Below are 16,911 nucleotides of genomic sequence, written 5' to 3' on the forward strand. Positions count from 1 at the left end.
GCCGGCCGACCGACCGACCGTGCGATGACAGGATGGACGCATGACCTCTGACGCGCCTGCGCCGAGCCGGGAGCCCTTCGACCCGAGCGACGTCACGTGGACACCCGTGTCCCGCAAGCTGATCGGTGCGCGGCTGACGGTGGCCGCGATCGTGCTGGTCCCGCTCCTGCTGCTGACGGTCGTGATCGCGGTCGCCGCCGGGGTGACGTGGGTCTGGGCGTTCCCGGTGGTCGTGGTGCTGCTCGGCGGGTGGATCGCCTGGTTGGTGCCGCGCCAGGTCGGTGCGATGGCCTACGCCGAGCGGGCCGACGACCTGCTGGTGCGGCACGGGATCATGATCCGTTCGATGGTCGTCGTGCCCTACGGGCGGATGCAGTACGTGGACGTGAACGCCGGCCCGCTGGCCCGCAGGTTCGGCATCGCGACGGTGCAGCTGCACACGGCCGCCCCGGCGACGAGCGCCGCGATCGACGGCCTGCCCCCGCAGGAGGCCGCGCGCCTGCGCGACCGGATGGCCTCGCGCGGCGAGGCCCGGCTGGCGGGGCTGTGACGCAGCCCCACCCGGGCGACGGGCACGAGCCGGCGGCGGTCGACAGCGCAGCCGTCGAGGCGGAGCTGCGGAAGGTCGGGCCCGAGCCGGTCGAGGGTCCGGACGCGATCGTCGGCTGGCGCCGGATGCACCCGATCACCCCGGCGCTCAAGGGGTGGCGGATCCTCGCGGTCGTCATCGGCATCGTCGTGATCCAGTCGGACAACCTGCGCCAGGCGGTCGACCTGCGGCACGGCAAGGCGTGGCTCGCGGTGCTGGGCGGCGTCGCGCTGGTGGCCCTGATCGGGTTCGCGTACTCGTCGCTGGCCTGGCGGGTGACCCGGTTCGCCGTCACCGACGAGGCGGTGCACCTGCGCACGGGACTGCTGTTCCGGCAGCAGCGACAGGCGCGGCTCGACCGGCTCCAGGCCGTCGACGTGGTCCAGCCGCTCCTGGCGCGGCTGGTGGGCCTCTCGGAGCTCAAGATCGAGACCGCGGGCGGCGACGGGTCGGGCGTGTCGCTCGCGTTCCTGCGGGAGGCCGACGCCGAGGTGCTGCGGGCCGAGCTGCTGGCCCTGGCTGCTGGGCTGCACCGCCCGGCCGCACCCGGGTCTGCACCCACCGCACCCGCATCAGCACCAGCACCTGTGTCACCGGCGCCGATGGACGAGACCGCACCGCAGCAGGCGCCCGCGCGGTTCGACGCCGCGCCCGAGCGGGAGGTCTACGAGCTGCCGATCGCCCGCCTCGTCGTCGCCAGCTTCCGGTCGGGCGCCGTGCCCGTCCTTCTGCTGGCGGGTGCCGGGATCGTCGTCGCGGTGGCACTGTCCGGGGACTTCGGCTCGATCTTCTACCTGCTGCCGGCGTTGGCCGGTGGTGCGGCGTTCGTCTGGAACCGCGTGAACCAGGGCGCCAACTTCCGGGCCGCCATCTCGCCCGACGGCATCCGGCTGCGGCACGGCCTGACCGAGAACCGGGCCCAGACGGTTCCGCCCGGCCGCGTGCAGGCGATCCGGCTCTCGCAGACGCCGCTGTGGCGCGGCAAGGACTGGTGGCGTGTCGAGATCAACGTCGCGGGGTACGGCCAGGGCAACGAGTCGCAGCGTGACACCGTGCTGCACCCGGTGGCGACGCGCAGCGAGGCGATGACGGCGCTCTGGATGGTGCTCCCGGACCTCGGGGTGGCGGACCCGGTAGCCCTGATCGACGCCGCGCTCGACAGCTCCGGCGACGACGCCGGCTTCATCGGTGCTCCTCGCAGCGCGCGCTGGGTCGACCCGGTCGGCTGGCGCCGGCACGGGTTCCGGGTCACCGACCGCGCGCTGGTGACCCGCAGCGGGCGGTTCTGGCGGCAGGTCGACGTGGTGCCGCACGAGCGCACCCAGTCCCTGGGGATCGAGCAGGGGTGGCTGCAGCGCAGGCTGGGACTGGCCTCCTTCGTCCTGCACTCGACGCCCGGTCCGGTCTCGCCGCGGGTCGAGCACCTCTCGGGCGCGGTCGCGGCTGCGCTCATCGACGAGCAGGCCGCCCGCGCGCGCAACGCCCGTGCGGTCGCCACCCCGGAGCAGTGGATGCGCGCGGTCGGCGTGCGCACGGACGCCGCACCGACGGGGGAGTCCGCGTGAGCGACCCGGCCACCCGCCCCGGCCGGCTCGGGGTCGGCGTCGTCGGCGCGGGCCGGGTGGGCGCGGTCCTGGGCAAAGCCCTGCGCGGCGCGGGCCATCCGGTCGTGGCGGTGTCGGCGATCTCGGAGGCCAGCCGCGAGCGCGCCGCGACGCTGCTGCCCGGGGTGCCCGTGCTCGACATCCCGGAGGTGGTCCGGCGTGCCGAGCTGGTCCTGCTCGCCGTCCCCGACGACGCGCTCGCGGGCCTCGTGCAGGGCCTGGCAGACGTGGGCGCCTGGCAGGCCGGCCAGATCGTGGTGCACACGTCGGGTCGGTTCGGCGTCGGCGTCCTTGCACCCGCGCGCGCGGCCGGCGCCATCCCGCTCGCCCTGCACCCGGCGATGACGTTCACGGGCACGTCGCTGGACCTGTCGCGCCTCGTCGGCTGCTCCTTCGCCGTCACCGCCCCCAACCCGGTGCTGCCGATCGGGCAGGCGCTCGTCGTGGAGATCGGTGGCGAGCCGGTGGTGCTCGACGAGGACGCGCGTGGCCTCTACCACGCGGCCCTCGCGCACGGTGCGAATCACCTGGTCGTCCTCGTCGCGCAGGCCGCCCAGGCGCTGGCGGCCGCAGGAGTCACCGACCCCGGACGCATGCTCGCCCCGCTGCTGGAGGCCGCGCTCGACGGTGCCCTGCGGGCCGAGTCGCCCACCGACCCCGCCACCGGCAGCCGCGGCCCGGGCGCGATCAGTGCGCTGACCGGTCCGGTGCGCCGCGGTGACGCGGGCACGGTCCGCGAGCACGGGGCGGCGCTGGCCGGGTTCGCCGCCCGGACGGGGGCGGTCGACGTCGTCGAGGGGTACCGTGCTCTGGCCCGTTCGGCGGCGGGCCGGGCGCTCGCGGCCGGTCTGATCTCGGCGTCGGCAGCCCAGGACGTGCTCGACGGCATCAACGAGGGCTCTGTGACGTTGTACGGGGACGTGGAGCGGCAGTCGGGCCAGCAGGAGGACGAGGAATGACCACGCAGACCACGACGCTCGTGCGCACGCGCGAGGAGCTCGCCGCGGCGCTGGCGGTGCAGGACGTGCAGGCGGTCCCGCGCACCGAGGGCCGCGGCGCCCACACCGCCCGGCCGCACCGCCGGGCGGTCGTGATGACGATGGGTGCGCTGCACGCCGGCCACCTGTCCCTCGTCGCGAAGGCCCGTGAGCTGGCCGACGCGGTGGTGGTGACGATCTTCGTCAACCCGCTGCAGTTCGGCGCCGGCGAGGACCTGTCCCGGTACCCCCGCGACCTGGACGGTGACCTCGCGCTGCTGTCGGGCCCGGGCCTGCTGGGTCCGGACGACATCGTGTTCGCCCCCGGCCCGGACGTGATGTACCCCGACGGCGACCCGATCGTGCGGGTCGGCGCGGGCGCGATCGGGGCGGTGCTCGAGGGCGCCTCCCGGCCCGGTCACCTCGACGGCGTCCTCACCGTCGTCCTCAAGCTGCTGCACCTCACGCGTCCCGATGTCGCCCTGTTCGGCCGCAAGGACGCCCAGCAGCTCGCCGCGGTCCGGCGCATGGTCCGCGACCTCGACGTCCCGGTCGTCGTCCATGGTGCGCCCGTGGTCCGCGACGAGGACGGCCTGGCCCTGTCGAGCCGCAACGCCTACCTGTCCACCGACGAGCGCCGCCGTGCGCTCGGCCTCTCGCAGGCGCTGCGGCTCGCGTCGCCGAAGGGCTCGGCGGTCGCCATCCGGACGACCGCGCTCGATGTCCTGCACGCCGCGGGCGTCGAGGACGTCGACTACGTCGCGCTCGTCGACCCGGACACGTTCGACGACGTCGGGCCGTCCTACCGTGGCGACGCCCTGCTCCTGCTCGCGGCCCAGGTGGGCAGCACGCGACTCATCGACAACGACACCGTGGAGGTTTCGGCGTGACGAGCCTGGTGCGCACCATGATGACCGGCAAGATCCACCGCGCGACCGTCACGCAGGCCGACCTGCACTACGTGGGCTCGATCACGGTCGACGCCGCGCTGCTGGCCGCCGCGGACATCCTCCCGGGCCAGCAGGTCGACGTGGTCGACGTGACCAACGGCGCGCGCCTGACCACCTACGCGATCGCGGGCTCGGCCGGCCAGGTCTGCGTCAACGGCGCGGCCGCCCACCTGATGCACCCAGGCGACGTCGTCATCCTCATCGCCTACGGGCAGCTGTCCGACGAGGAGGCGCGTACCTACGCGCCCCACGTCGTGCTCGTCGACGGACGTAACCGGGCGGTCGCGGTCGGCGACGACCCGGGCCAGGTGCCCGTCGGATGGCCTGACCTCGAACCGAGCGGTCTGCCGCTGGCACAGGGGCGCGCCGCCGTGGCCGTGGGAAGTGCACGGTGACGGCCCTCGTCGGTGACCCGACCCGCACGACCGCGACGGGCATCACCCTGGCCACGCGCCTGGCAGCGCCCGAACCGGGCTGGACGGTCCAGGCGGACGCCGTGGTCGTCGGGTCCGGGATCGCAGGCCTGACCGCGGCGCTCGAGCTGCGCACGCGGGTGCCGCGGGTCCTGCTCGTCACCAAGGACACGCTCGCGTCGGGCTCGACGGTCTGGGCGCAGGGCGGCATCGCCGCGGCGCTCGACCCGTCGGACTCGCCGGCGGCGCACCTGTCGGACACCCTGGTTGCGGGTGCCGGCCTGTGCGACCCGCGGGCCGTCGAGGTGCTCGTCACCGAGGGTCCCGCCCGGGTCCGGGAGCTGGTCGCGCGCGGCGCCGTGTTCGACCGAGCGCCCGACGGCTCCATCTCGCTGACCCGCGAGGGCGGCCACCACGCCGACCGCATCGTGCACGCGGGCGGGGACGCGACGGGCGCCGAGGTCTCTCGCGCGCTCGTCGCGCAGATCGAGGCGGTCCGCAACGACCCGGGCATCGAGGTGATCGAGCACGCACTCGTGCTGGACGTCCTGACCGGTCCACCGACGGCCGACGGCCGCCCGGGCCGCGCCTGCGGTGTCACCTTGCACGTCATCGGCGAGGGTCAGCGTGACGGCGTCGGGGCGGCGCTCGGCAGCGCCGTCGTCCTGGCGACCGGCGGCATCGGCCAGGTCTTCCGCTCGTCCACCAACCCGTCGCAGGCGACCGGCGACGGGATCGCCGCCGCGCTGCGGGCCGGCGCGGTGCTCGGGGACGTCGAGTTCGTGCAGTTCCACCCGACCGTCCTGTGGCTGGGCGCCGGCGTGAAGGGCCAGCTCACGCTCGTGTCCGAGGCGGTCCGCGGTGAAGGCGCGCTGCTGCTCGACACCGACGGCGTGCGGTTCATGCCAGACGTGCACCCGATGGCCGAGCTTGCTCCACGGGACATCGTCGCCCACGCGATCGTCCACCGGATGGCCGCCACGGGCGCGGACCACGTGTGGCTGGACGCCCGGCACCTGGGCGCGGCGTTCCTGCGGCGCCGCTTCCCGACCATCCACGAGCGCCTGCGCGACCACGGCATCGACCTGACCACCGACCTGGTTCCCGTCGCCCCCGCGCAGCACTACCACTCGGGCGGCATCGTCACCGACCTGGTCGGACGGACGACCGTCCCCGGTCTGTACGCCGTCGGCGAGACCGCTTGTACAGGGGTGCACGGCGCCAACCGGCTCGCGTCGAACTCGCTGCTCGAAGGCCTGGTGTTCGCCACCCGCGCGGCCCGCCACATCGCCCGGGAGCCGCTGGCGCACGTGGAACCCGTCGAGCGGTCGGGTGCCGAGGCGCTCGTCGCCGCCGCGTCGCGCGCCCGGGTGCAGCGGATAGCCTCCGACGGCCCGGGCGTGGTGCGGTCGGGCGAGGGCCTGACGCGCGCGTCGACAGCGCTGGCGGCGGTCCCGACAGACGCGCACCTGCGCAGCGACGAGGGCCGCCGGCTGGCCGCCCCGCAGGTCGCCGAGTGGGAGACCACCAACGTGCACCAGGTGGCCACGGTCCTGACGGCGACCGCTCTGGAGCGCGAGGAGAGCCGCGGCGGCCACGCCCGCAGCGACTTCCCGACGCAGGTCGCCGCGTGGCGCCTGCGCCTGGAGGCCGCCCTGGACGCCGACGGCACTCTCACCACACGCCGGACCCCCCTCACCTGACGCCCCTGCCGGCGCGCCCCGCCGCCCCCCTGCCGGGCCCCAGCCGCCCCCCAGCCGGCGCCGAGAACGGCAGTTTGGTGCGAGAACGGCAGTTAGACGTGCCGTTCTCGCGTAGAAGTGCCGTTCTCGCGCCGACGTGCCGTTCGGGCCGGGGGCCGGCGGCCCGGGGTGGACCGGAGCTCGGGCGTGGGACGGCGCGGGTTAGCGTGGGCGCGTGAACACGCTCGATCCCGAATGGGTCGCCCACATCGTCGCGACCGCCCTCGACGAGGACCTCGGGCCGGCGCCCGGGCGGGACGTCACCACGCAGTCCACCATCTCCCCGGACGCGACGGGCACGGCGTACCTGATCGCGCGGGAGGCGGGCGTCGTCGCGGGCCTCGTGCTCGTGCCGACGGTGGTCCAGCAGGTTGCGGAGCGCCTCGGGCTGCCCGCGCCGACGGTCGACCAGCGCGTCCCCGACGGCACACGTGTGCAGCGCGGAGACGTGCTAGCGGTCCTCGACGGACGCACCCAGGTGCTCCTGGTGGCCGAGCGCACGCTGCTCAACCTGGCCAGCCGCGCGTCGGGCGTCGCGACGCACACGCGCCGGTGGGCGGACGCGCTGGAGGGCACGGGCGCCCAGGTGCTCGACACCCGCAAGACCACACCCGGCCTGCGCGCCCTGGACAAGTACGCGGTGCGGTGCGGCGGAGGCACGAACAAGCGGATGGGCCTGTTCGACGTCGCGATGGTGAAGGACAACCACGTGGTCGCGGCCGGCTCGGTGACCGCGGCCATCGACGCCATCCGGGCGCGGTACCCGGACGTGCTCATCCAGGTCGAGGCGGACACGCTGGCCCAGGCGCTCGAGGCGGTCGACGCCGGCGCACGGTTCCTGCTGCTCGACAACATGCCGACGCCGTTGCTGCGGCAGGTCGTCCAGGCGGTGCGCGCACGCGACCGCGCGGTCGAGCTCGAGGCCACCGGCAACCTCACCCTGGACCGCGCGCGCGAGGTGGCCGAGACGGGGGTCGACTACCTGTCGGTGGGCGGGCTCACGCACTCGTCGCCGATCCTCGACCTCGCCCTCGACCTGGAAGCGCCCGGGGCGCTGACCTGACGCCCGGCGCAGAGGGGCACAGGGAGCGCCGGTATCCTTGCCCGGTGACCGAGGCCCCCACCGACGACGCCCCCGAGCAGATCCGCGTCCGGCGGGAGAAGCGCGAACGGCTGCTGGCGACAGGCCAGGAGGCCTACCCGGTCGGCGTACCGCGCACGCACACCATCGCCGCCGTCCGCGCTGCCTACCCCGACCTCGAGGCCGGGACCGAGACGGACGACGAGGTCGGCGTTGCCGGCCGGGTCGTCTTCGTGCGGGTCGGCGGCAAGCTGTGCTTCGCCACGCTGCAGGACGGCGAGGGCAACCGGCTGCAGGCCATGTTCAGCCTGGACGCGGTGGGCGAGGAGCGTCTTGCGGCGTTCAAGACGGACGTCGACCTGGGCGACCATCTGTTCGTGCACGGCCGCGTGATCTCGTCGCGGCGCGGCGAGCTGTCGGTGCTCGCAGACTCCTGGCTGATCGCCGCCAAGTCGCTGCGCCCGCTGCCCAACCTGTACGAGGGCGTCGAGCTGTCCGAGGAGGCCCGTGTCCGGCAGCGCTACGTCGACCTGATCGTGCGCCCGCAGGCCCGCCAGACGGCTCGCCTGCGCCCGGCGATGATCCGCTCGCTGCGCGACAACTTCCACGCGCGCGACTTCGTCGAGATCGAGACGCCGATGCTGCAGACGCAGCCCGGCGGAGCCGCCGCCCGGCCGTTCGTGACGCACATGAATGCGTTCGACATGGACCTCTACCTGCGGATCGCGCCGGAGCTGTTCCTCAAGCGCGCGGTGGTCGGCGGGATCGAGCGCGTCTTCGAGATCAACCGCAACTTCCGCAACGAGGGGGCCGACTCCACGCACTCGCCGGAATTCGCGATGCTCGAGGCGTACGAGGCCTACGGCGACTACGACACGATGGCGGAATTGACGCGCAACCTCGTGCAGACCGCGGCGCTCGACGTTCTGGGCACCACGACGGTCACGTTGCCGGACGGTTCGGACTACGATCTGGGCGGTGCCTGGGCGCAGCTGTCGATGTACGACTCTCTCGCGGAGTCGCTGGGAATGGAGATCACTCCCGAGACGTCCTTGGCCGACCTGCACGTTCTGGCGCAGAAGTTCGACATCGATACCGATCCCAAGAAGCTCAATCATGGCAAGCTGATCGAGCTGTTGTGGGAGCACCGGGTGGGCGACGACCTGCACGCACCGACATTCGTGCGCGATTTCCCGGTGGAGACGAGCCCGCTGGTCCGGGCGCACCGCACCGTCCCGGGGGTCGTCGAGAAGTGGGACCTCTACGTGCGCGGCGTCGAGCTGGCGACCGGCTATTCCGAGCTGGTGGACCCCGTGATCCAGCGGCAGCGGTTCGAGGCGCAGGCGTTGCTCGCGGCCGCCGGCGACGACGAGGCCATGCGCGTGGACGAGGATTTCCTCACGGCGGTCGAGTATGCGCTGCCGCCGAGCGGGGGCATCGGCCTGGGCATCGACCGACTGCTCATGACCCTCACCGGGCTCGGTATCCGCGAGACCATCCTGTTTCCTCTCGTGAAACCTCTGGTGTGACGTGAATCCCCTGTTCCTGGCCCTTGCGGCACTGCTCCCTTCGATCGGCGTCGGCCTGCTGTTCTGGTTCGCCATACGCGCTCTGGTCAATGCGGACCGCACGGAACGGCAAGCGCTGGCCAAAATGGATGCCGAGGAACGCATCGCGGAGGCCGCGAAGGCGCGAAACGCACAAAGCGAAACGCCGCCCTCCAGCGTTTGACGGCTTAATGCGGCGGTGTCATAGTGACGGCGTCAGCATTGCAACATCTGTCAGACGGAGCGAACAATGGCGCAGAAGGTCCAGGTCCTCCTGGTCGACGACATCGACGGTGGAACCGCCGATGAGACCGTGACGTTCGGGCTCGACGGCGTCACCTACGAGATCGACCTGACCGGCGCGCACGCGACCGAGCTGCGGGACGCGCTCGCCCAGTGGGTCGGGCACGCGCGCAAGGTCGGCGGCCGTGCGGCGGCAGGCAAGTCGGCCGCCCCCCGTGGTCGTCGTTCGTCGTCCGGCGACGCGCAGGCCATCAGGGAGTGGGCCAAGGTGCACGGGCACCAGGTGTCCGAGCGCGGTCGCATCTCGGCCGAGGTCAAGGCCGCGTACGACGCGGCGCACTGACCCCACGAGCACGCTCGCCGGCCCCGCCCGGTCGACGAAGCGCCCGGCGCTCCGCGCCGGGCGCTTCCGCGTTCCCGGGAGCAGAGGCTAGATCGGCCGCGTGCCCGTGAGCTCGCGGACCGCGGCGTACTGCGCCCGGACCTGCGGCTGGGGCTCCGCGCGGTGGACCGCGGCCTCGGTCGACGAGCTCCACGCCGGGGCCTCGCCCGTGACCACCCAGGCGGCCTGCCGGGCGGCCCCGTCCGCGACGTACTCGCCAGGGTTCGGGACCTGGACGTCGAGCCCGAGGACGCTCGGTGCGATCTCACGCACCGCGGCGGACTGCGCACCGCCGCCGACGAGGAACAGCCGCTGCACGGGCACGCCCTGCGCGCGCAGCGCGTCGATGCCGTCGGCCAGCGCGCAGAGCATCCCCTCGACGGCCGCGCGTGCGAGGTGCGCCGGCGTCGTGTTGGCCAGGCGCATCCCGTGCAGCGCGCCGGTCGCGTCGGGCTTGTTGGGCGTGCGCTCGCCCTCGAGGTAGGGGATCAGGACGAGTCCGTCGGCGCCTGCGGGTGCGCTCAGGGCCAGGTCGGAGAGGCCACGGTGGTCGACGCCGAGCATGCGCGCGGTCGCGTCGAGCACGCGGGAGGCGTTCAGGGTGCAGGCAAGGGGCAGGAAGGCGCCGGTGGCGTCGGCGAACCCGTTGACGAGGCCGGAGGCGTCGGCGGTCGGCGCGCTCGACACGGCCGAGACGACGCCGGACGTCCCGATCGAGACGGCGACGTCACCGGGGGCCAGGTCGAGGGCGAGCGCGGCCGCGGCGTTGTCGCCGGCGCCCGGTCCGAGCACCTGGCCGCCGAGCGCGCGCAAGCCTGCCTCGGACGGACCCAGGACGCGGGGGAGCAGGGCGCGGCGACCGAGCGCGAGCTCGAGCAGGTCGTACCGGTAGGTGTCGCTCGACGGGGACCAGTAGCCGGTGCCGGACGCGTCCGACCGGTCGGTGACCAGCGTGTCCAGACCGACCGCGCCCGACAGCTGCCAGGTGATCCAGTCGTGGGGGAGCGCGACGGCGGACACCTGCTCCGCGATCGACGGCTCTGCGTCGCGCAGCCAGCGCAGCTTCGTCACGGTGAGCGAGGCCACGGGCACCGACCCGACGGCGGACGCCCACTCGGCGGCCCCGAGCTCCTCGGTCAGGTCGGCTGCGGCCCCCGCCGACCGGGTGTCGTTCCAGAGCAGCGCGTCACGCAGGACCTCGCCGGACGCGTCCAGTGCGACGAGCCCGTGCTGCTGGCCACCCACCGAGATCGCGGCGACGTCGTCGAGACCCCCGGCCTGCGCGATCGCGGACTGCAGCGCGTCCCACCAGTGCCGCGGGTGCACGGACGTCCCGTCCGGGTGCGGCGCGCGGCCGCTGCGCACCAGCGCGCCGGACTCGGCGTCGCGGACGACGACCTTGCAGGCCTGCGTCGAGGAGTCCACCCCGGCTACGAGCGTCATGACGATCCCCTCACACAGCAGACGATTCCCGGCGGCGCGGAGGCTACCGGGGAGAACGGGCCACGACGTCCGCACTCGTGCGGTTCAGGGGGCCGCACGAGCGCGGACGTCATGGGTCTTTCCGTGGCGGCAGCCGCACCGGGAAGCCCAGGTGCGGCCGCCGGCCGGGTCAGCGTGCGCCGAGCGCGTGCTCGAGTGCCAGCTGGTTGAGGCGCACGAACCCGAAGCCGCGCGCGGCCACCGCGTCCACGTCCAGCTCCTCGTACGCGGACGTGTCCGCGAGGAGGTCGCTCAGCGACTCGCCGGGCGCGAGCGTCGGCTGCGAGAGCTCGAGCACGCCGGACTCCTCGAGTGCCGCCTGCACCTCGGGGTCGGCGCGGAACGCCAGCGCCCGCTCCTTGAGCAGCAGGTACGTCGCCATGTTCGCCGCCGCGGAGTCCCAGACGCCCCGGAAGTCCTCGGTGCGCGACGGCTTGTAGTCGAAGTGCCGCGGGCCGTCGTAGCGGGGGCCGCCGGAGGGGAAGCCGTTCTCGATCAGGTCGACCGTGGCGAACGCCGAGAAGAGGTCGCCGTGACCGAACACGAGGTCCTGGTCGTACTTGATGGACTTCTGGCCGTTCAGGTCGATGTGGAACAGCTTGCCGGCCCACAGCGCCAGGCCGATGCCCTGCGTGTAGTTCAGCGCCGCCATCTGCTCGTGCCCGACCTCGGGGTTCAGGCCGACGATGTCGCCGTGCTCGAGCTTCGCGATGAGCGCCAGCGCGTGGCCGATCGTCGGGAGCAGGATGTCGCCGCGGGGCTCGTTGGGCTTGGGCTCGAGCGCGATCTTGAGGTCGTAGCCCTTCTCCTTGATGTAGGCGGCGACGGTGTCGATGCCCTCCGCGTAGCGCTCGTGCGCGGCGTACAGGTCCTTGGCGGAGTCGTACTCGGCGCCCTCGCGACCGCCCCACATGACGAACGTCGACGCGCCGAGCGATGCGGCCAGGTCGACGTTGCGGACCACCTTGCGCAGGCCGTAGCGACGCACGCGGCGGTCGTTGGAGGTGAACGCGCCGTCCTTGAAGATCGGGTGGCTGAATGTGTTCGTCGTGACCATCTCGACGGTGATCCCGGTCTCGTCCAGGGCCGCCTTGAACTTGTCGAGGATCGCGTCGCGCTCCGTCGCCGACGAGCCGAACGGCACGACGTCGTCGTCGTGGAACGTCACGTGCGCGGCGCCGAGCTCGGCCAGCCGGTGCACCGACTCGACCGGGTCGAGCCAGGGGCGCGAGGCGCCACCGAACTGGTCCTGGGCGTTCCAACCGACGGTCCACAGACCGAACGAGAACTTGTCCTGCGGGGTCGGCTGCGTTGCCATGACGTCTCTCCTCGTCGAGATTGATTTACGCGATGAATTTATCCCCTGAGACCACTAAGGTCAACCCATGGCACGCCAGGAGCAGATGCGGGACCAGAACCTCGCGGTCGCGCTGCGTTCCATCGTGGAGGCCGTGGCACCGCTCTCGCGAGCGCAGGTGGCCGCGCAGACCGGACTGGCCCGGGCCACCGTCACCGGCCTGGTCGACCAGCTGGTCGACGCCGGGCTGGTGCGCGAGCTCGAACCCACGCAGACGCAGCGCGCCGGCCGGCCCGCGGTGCCGCTGGTCGCGCAGCCCGGGACCGTCGCGGGGATCGGCATGGAGGTCAACGTCGACTACCTCGGCGTGCTGGTGCTCGACCTCTCGGGGCAGGTGCTCGCCGAGCACGTCGAGTTCGACGACCTGCGCGACTCCGACCCGGCAACGGTGCTCGGACGCCTCGCGCAGATCGCCGACGACGCCGTCGCGGCGCTGGACCGGGTCACGGTGGCCGGCTCGGTGCTCGCCCTGCCCGGACTCGTCGACCGGGTGACCGGACCACTGCGGTTCGCGCCGCGGCTGGGCTGGCGCGACGTCGATGTGCTCGCGATGCTCGAGCGCCCGGGCCTGCGGCTGGCCAACGAGGCCAACCTCGCGGCGCGGGCGGAGGCGCACGAGCGCCGCGGGGGCTCGTTCGTGTACGTGTCGGGCGAGGTGGGCATCGGTGGCGCGATCGTGCTCGACGGTGAGCTGTTCCGCGGCCGGCGCGGGTGGAGCGGCGAGATCGGGCACATCCAGGTGGACGGCGTCCCGCTCGAGGAGCAGGCCGGTCAGGACGCCATGCTGCGCAACGCGGGCATCGCCCCGACGGGCAGGCTCGAGGTCCTGCTCGGTGCGCTCGAGTCCCGCGACCCCGACGCCGAGCGGGCGGTCGCGCAGGCGGGCCGGGCGCTGGGCACCGCGCTCGGCGCGGCGGTGAACGTCGTCGACGTGGACGAGGTGGTGCTCGGCGGCACGTTCGGCCGGCTGTACGACCACGTCCGCGGACCGGTGCAGGAGCAGCTCGACGCGTCGGTCATCTTCGCGCCCTGGGCGCCGCTGACCGTCTCGCGCGCCCGGGCCGGCGCCCACCCGGCCATGAAGGGTGCGGCGCTCGCCGTGCTGAGCGGCGTGCTGGCCGACCCGGGACAGTGGCTGCGGGACTCCCGGCCGTAGGCTCGTCCCCCGTGAGCCACCTCTGGATCGGTACCTATCCCGTCGCCGGCGCCGGCACCCCGGTCGGTCTGGGGGAGGGGATCTGGCGGGTCGGCCTCGTGGAGGGTGTGGTCCAGGACCCGCGTCAGCTCGTCGCGACGCCCTCGCCGTCCTTCCTCGCGCTGCACCCGAGCGGGACCGTGCTGTACGCCGCGAACGAGCAGACGGACGGCACGGTCACTGCGTTCGACGTCGTCGGCGAGACGCTGGTGGTACGCGAGACCGTCTCCAGCGGCGGCGCAGACCCGTGCCACCTGCTGCTCGACACCGACGGCGGCGCGCTCCTCGTCGCCAACTACAGCAGCGGGTCGCTCGCCGTCCTGCCGCTCGACGCGGCGGGCGGGTTCACCGACGAGGTCCGGGTGCTCGGGCACGTCGGGTCGGGTTCGCACCCGCAGCGCCAGGAAGGGCCGCACGCGCACTTCGTCGCGCACGCGCCCGGCGGCTGGGTGCTCGTGGTGGACCTGGGGACCGACGAGATCCGGCGCTACCGGCGGGGACCGGACGGCCTGCAGGACGACGGGATCGCGGTCGCGTTCGAGCCCGGCACCGGCCCGCGACACCTCGCCTTCGCCGCCGACGGTCGGCACGCGTACGTCGTCGGCGAGCTCGACGTGACCGTTCGCGTGCTGGCCTGGGACGCCGCGACGGGCACCGGGACGCTCGTGCAGACCGTGCCCGCGATCACGACCCGGACCGAGGACGCGCTCCCCTCGCACGTGCTCCTCGACGGGCGCAGGCTGCTCGTCGGCACCCGCACCGCCGACGTCGTCGCCGAGTTCACGACCGCTGACGACGGGCTGCTCGAGCACGTCGCGGACCACGCCCTGCCCGGCCGCTGGCCCCGTCATCTCGAGGTGGTCGACGGATGGACGGTCGTCGCCGAGCAGGTCTCCGGCGACCTCGCGGTGCTGTCCGTGGACGGGTCGGTGCGGGGCTCGTGGCCCCTGCCGTCGCCGGCGTGCGTCCTGCCGGTGCGCCGCTGAGCGTTCCGTGATTACCTGACGGGAGCCGGTCGCGGCTGGTGCAAGGAGGCACCGACGGCGGCGCGGCACCGGTCGTGCGACGGAGCCCGGCCGTGTCACGAGGGAGTGACCCGTGCGTGGTGCACACCGGCTGCCCGCGAGCGTCGCCGCGTTGGCGCTCGTGGTCCCGCTCGCGCTGCTGAGCCTTGCCGCACCGCCGGTCGACCGGGCCGCGCTGACGCTGGCGGCCGCGTACGCCGCGGGCGACGACGCGCCGGTCCCGCCCGACGGCCCGGCCTCGACCACGACGCTCGCGCTCTCGCTCGGGCTCACGATCGCCGGGCTCCCGGTCTCCGCCGAGGTCAGGGTGACCGCCTCGGGCCGCACGCCCACCGGTCAGGTGCAGGTGCTCGTCGACGGGACCGCCGTGGCCGACGGCGAGCTGGACGCGCACGGCACGGCCCGGGTGGCGCTGCCCGGCACGGTCGCGGTCGGCCGGCACGCCGTCACCGCCAGCTACGCCGGTGCGCCGTACGCCGACCCTCCCGTCCTGCCGTCGTCCGCCACCGCCCGCACGCTGACCGTGACCAGGACGCTGGCCGCCGTGCGCACCGACGGAACCGACTGGTCCGTCCGGCGCGTGGACCCGAAGGCGATCCACGTCCAGGTCACGGGCATCGCGGACCCCCGGCCGACGGGGACCGTCACCGTCTGGGTGAACGGGCTGCGCAAGACGACGGTGGCGCTGAACTCCTCCGGCAGCGTCGTCGTGCACCTCGCGATCGCCACCAGGACCGCGCTGGTCGTCGTCACCTACAGCGGAGACGGCACCTATCTGCCGTGGGCCGCTGCCCCTCGCGCGCTCGTCGTGCGGTGACTCGCCGCGATTTCAGGGAGAATGGAGGCCGACCCGTCCCCTGACAGGAGCCTTCGTGACATCCGGACCCCGCGTCGCCATGCTCTCGGTGCACACGTCACCCCTCGAGCAGCCCGGCACCGGCGACGCCGGCGGCATGAACGTCTACGTGCTGGAGCTGTCCCGGGCGCTCGCCGCGCGGGGTGCCCGCGTAGAGATCTTCACGCGTGCGACGTCGTCGGACCAGGCCGAGACGGTCACGCTGCCGGGGCTGGACGCGGCGGGCGCCGTGCTGTCGACGGCCCAGGAGCGCGAGGTCCTGCTCGCCGACGAGGTCGAGGCCGGCGTGGTCCCGCCGATCCTGGTGCACCACGTGCCGGCCGGCCCGTTCGAGCGGCTGGACAAGAACGACCTGCCGGGCGTGCTGTGCGGCATGGCCGCCGGCGTCCTGCGCTCCGAGGCCGCGCGCCGGCCCGGCTGGTACGACGTCGTGCACTCGCACTACTGGCTGTCGGGGCAGGTGGGCGCGATCGCGGCGGACCGCTGGGAGGTCCCGCTCGTGCACACCGCGCACACCCTGGCCCGCGTGAAGAACGCGTCGCTGGCGCCCGGCGACCCTGCGGAGCCGAACGTGCGGATCATCGGCGAGGAGCAGGTGGTCGCCGACGCGCACGCGCTCGTGGCCAGCACACCCGTCGAGGCCGAGGAGCTGGTCGAGCTCTACGGCGCGGACCCTGCCCGCGTGCACGTCGTGGAGCCCGGGGTCGACCTGGACCGGTTCGTGCCGGGCGACCGGGCGGCCGCGCGCCGCCTGCTCGGTCTGCCCCCGGACCGCCAGATCGTGCTCTTCGCCGGCCGTGTCCAGGCCCTCAAGGCGCCGGACGTCCTGGTCAGTGCGCTCGGCGTGCTCAAGGCGACCGGCCGTCCCGTCCCGCTGCTCGTGGTGCTCGGGGGCCCGTCCGGCCGGACGACCGCCGTGCGCGAGCTGCTCGCGCTCGCGGCCATGACTGGGGTGGCCGACGACGTCGTCGTGCACCCGCCGGCGGACCGCGACACGCTCGCCCGCTGGTACCACGCGGCCGACGTCGTGGCGATGCCGTCGCGCAGCGAGTCGTTCGGGCTGGTCGCCGCCGAGGCGCAGGCGAGCGGGATCCCCGTGGTCGCGGCCTGCGTGGGCGGTCTGCGCACCATCGTCGACCACGACGTCTCCGGCCGGCTCGTGCGCGGCCACGACCCGGCCGTCTGGGCGGACGTGCTCGCCGAGGTGCTGGCCTCCGAGGCCCTGCGCTCGACCTACGCGGTCGGCGCCCGGCGCGTCGCGGAGCGCTTCGGCTGGTCGACCACCGCCGACCAGATGCTCAAGGTCTACTCGGTCGCCGGCGAGGTCCGGGCGTCCACGGTCTGATCGCCGATGTCGTGGCCGGCCCGGCTGCGCGTCGTCCGTCGGATCTCTCACCCGGGACCTTCGTCCCGGGTGCGTGAGAACGCGGCGTCCACGGTCTGACCCTCTCGACGCCCCGGCCGCGAC

The 16,911-nt window shown here is 73.9% G+C and carries 16 protein-coding genes; 14 read left to right on the plus strand and 2 right to left on the minus strand.

The window, feature by feature from the left end:
• The first annotated feature begins 40 nt into the window (after nt 1-40).
• The 10 genes from ACPPVS_RS01840 to ACPPVS_RS01885 all read left to right on the plus strand — a co-directional run bounded on the left by ACPPVS_RS01840 (nt 41) and on the right by ACPPVS_RS01885 (nt 9,489).
• Nucleotides 41-550, plus strand: a complete 510-nt coding sequence (locus tag ACPPVS_RS01840; protein WP_426594267.1) for a PH domain-containing protein — start codon at nt 41-43, stop codon at nt 548-550.
• Nucleotides 547-2,154, plus strand: coding sequence for a PH domain-containing protein (locus tag ACPPVS_RS01845; RefSeq protein WP_426594268.1), 1,608 nt, complete (start codon nt 547-549; stop codon nt 2,152-2,154). Before ACPPVS_RS01840 ends, ACPPVS_RS01845 begins: the two co-directional genes overlap by 4 nt.
• Entirely contained in the window at nt 2,151-3,152 is a 1,002-nt protein-coding gene (locus tag ACPPVS_RS01850) for a Rossmann-like and DUF2520 domain-containing protein (RefSeq protein ID WP_426594269.1), read from the plus strand. Before ACPPVS_RS01845 ends, ACPPVS_RS01850 begins: the two co-directional genes overlap by 4 nt.
• Nucleotides 3,149-4,060, plus strand: coding sequence for a pantoate--beta-alanine ligase (gene panC, locus ACPPVS_RS01855; RefSeq protein ID WP_426594270.1), 912 nt, complete (start codon nt 3,149-3,151; stop codon nt 4,058-4,060). Before ACPPVS_RS01850 ends, panC begins: the two co-directional genes overlap by 4 nt.
• A complete protein-coding gene (panD, locus tag ACPPVS_RS01860; protein WP_426594271.1) occupies nt 4,057-4,515 on the plus strand; it encodes an aspartate 1-decarboxylase in 459 nt (152 codons plus the stop codon). The genes panC and panD overlap by 4 nt, the downstream gene beginning before the upstream one ends.
• Nucleotides 4,512-6,236: an L-aspartate oxidase gene (locus ACPPVS_RS01865; RefSeq protein ID WP_426594272.1), complete on the plus strand. Its 1,725-nt coding sequence runs from the start codon at nt 4,512-4,514 to the stop codon at nt 6,234-6,236. The genes panD and ACPPVS_RS01865 overlap by 4 nt, the downstream gene beginning before the upstream one ends.
• 214 nt (nt 6,237-6,450) lie before the next feature.
• The gene (gene nadC / locus ACPPVS_RS01870; RefSeq protein ID WP_426594273.1) at nt 6,451-7,338 is read left to right on the plus strand and encodes a carboxylating nicotinate-nucleotide diphosphorylase; all 888 of its coding nucleotides are present in this window, start codon (nt 6,451-6,453) and stop codon (nt 7,336-7,338) included.
• A gap of 44 nt (nt 7,339-7,382) precedes the next feature.
• Nucleotides 7,383-8,885: a lysine--tRNA ligase gene (lysS, locus tag ACPPVS_RS01875; RefSeq protein WP_426594274.1), complete on the plus strand. Its 1,503-nt coding sequence runs from the start codon at nt 7,383-7,385 to the stop codon at nt 8,883-8,885.
• Nucleotide 8,886: 1 nt separating this feature from the next.
• The gene (locus ACPPVS_RS01880; protein ID WP_426594275.1) at nt 8,887-9,087 is read left to right on the plus strand and encodes a hypothetical protein; all 201 of its coding nucleotides are present in this window, start codon (nt 8,887-8,889) and stop codon (nt 9,085-9,087) included.
• Between the two features lie 66 nt (nt 9,088-9,153).
• A complete protein-coding gene (locus ACPPVS_RS01885; protein WP_426594276.1) occupies nt 9,154-9,489 on the plus strand; it encodes a histone-like nucleoid-structuring protein Lsr2 in 336 nt (111 codons plus the stop codon).
• A gap of 87 nt (nt 9,490-9,576) precedes the next feature.
• Here ACPPVS_RS01885 and xylB read toward each other — a convergent pair whose 3' ends face one another.
• Nucleotides 9,577-10,971, minus strand: coding sequence for a xylulokinase (xylB, locus tag ACPPVS_RS01890; protein WP_426594277.1), 1,395 nt, complete (start codon nt 10,969-10,971; stop codon nt 9,577-9,579).
• A gap of 169 nt (nt 10,972-11,140) precedes the next feature.
• Complete coding sequence (gene xylA / locus ACPPVS_RS01895; protein WP_426594278.1) at nt 11,141-12,328, minus strand: xylose isomerase; 1,188 nt, start codon at nt 12,326-12,328, stop codon at nt 11,141-11,143.
• A 67-nt stretch (nt 12,329-12,395) separates the two neighbouring features.
• Between xylA and ACPPVS_RS01900 the strand changes: the two genes are divergently transcribed.
• The 4 genes from ACPPVS_RS01900 to ACPPVS_RS01915 all read left to right on the plus strand — a co-directional run bounded on the left by ACPPVS_RS01900 (nt 12,396) and on the right by ACPPVS_RS01915 (nt 16,788).
• On the plus strand, nt 12,396-13,523 hold the full coding sequence (locus ACPPVS_RS01900) for an ROK family protein (protein ID WP_426594279.1): 1,128 nt from the start codon (nt 12,396-12,398) through the stop codon (nt 13,521-13,523).
• A gap of 11 nt (nt 13,524-13,534) precedes the next feature.
• Nucleotides 13,535-14,548: a lactonase family protein gene (locus ACPPVS_RS01905; protein ID WP_426594280.1), complete on the plus strand. Its 1,014-nt coding sequence runs from the start codon at nt 13,535-13,537 to the stop codon at nt 14,546-14,548.
• Between the two features lie 112 nt (nt 14,549-14,660).
• Entirely contained in the window at nt 14,661-15,404 is a 744-nt protein-coding gene (locus tag ACPPVS_RS01910) for an Ig-like domain-containing protein (RefSeq protein WP_426594281.1), read from the plus strand.
• Between the two features lie 79 nt (nt 15,405-15,483).
• On the plus strand, nt 15,484-16,788 hold the full coding sequence (locus tag ACPPVS_RS01915) for a glycosyltransferase (protein ID WP_426595856.1): 1,305 nt from the start codon (nt 15,484-15,486) through the stop codon (nt 16,786-16,788).
• Nucleotides 16,789-16,911: the final 123 nt, after the last annotated feature.

Source organism: Cellulomonas sp. McL0617 (assembly GCF_049994875.1).
Taxonomy (GTDB): Bacteria; Actinomycetota; Actinomycetes; order Actinomycetales; family Cellulomonadaceae; genus Cellulomonas.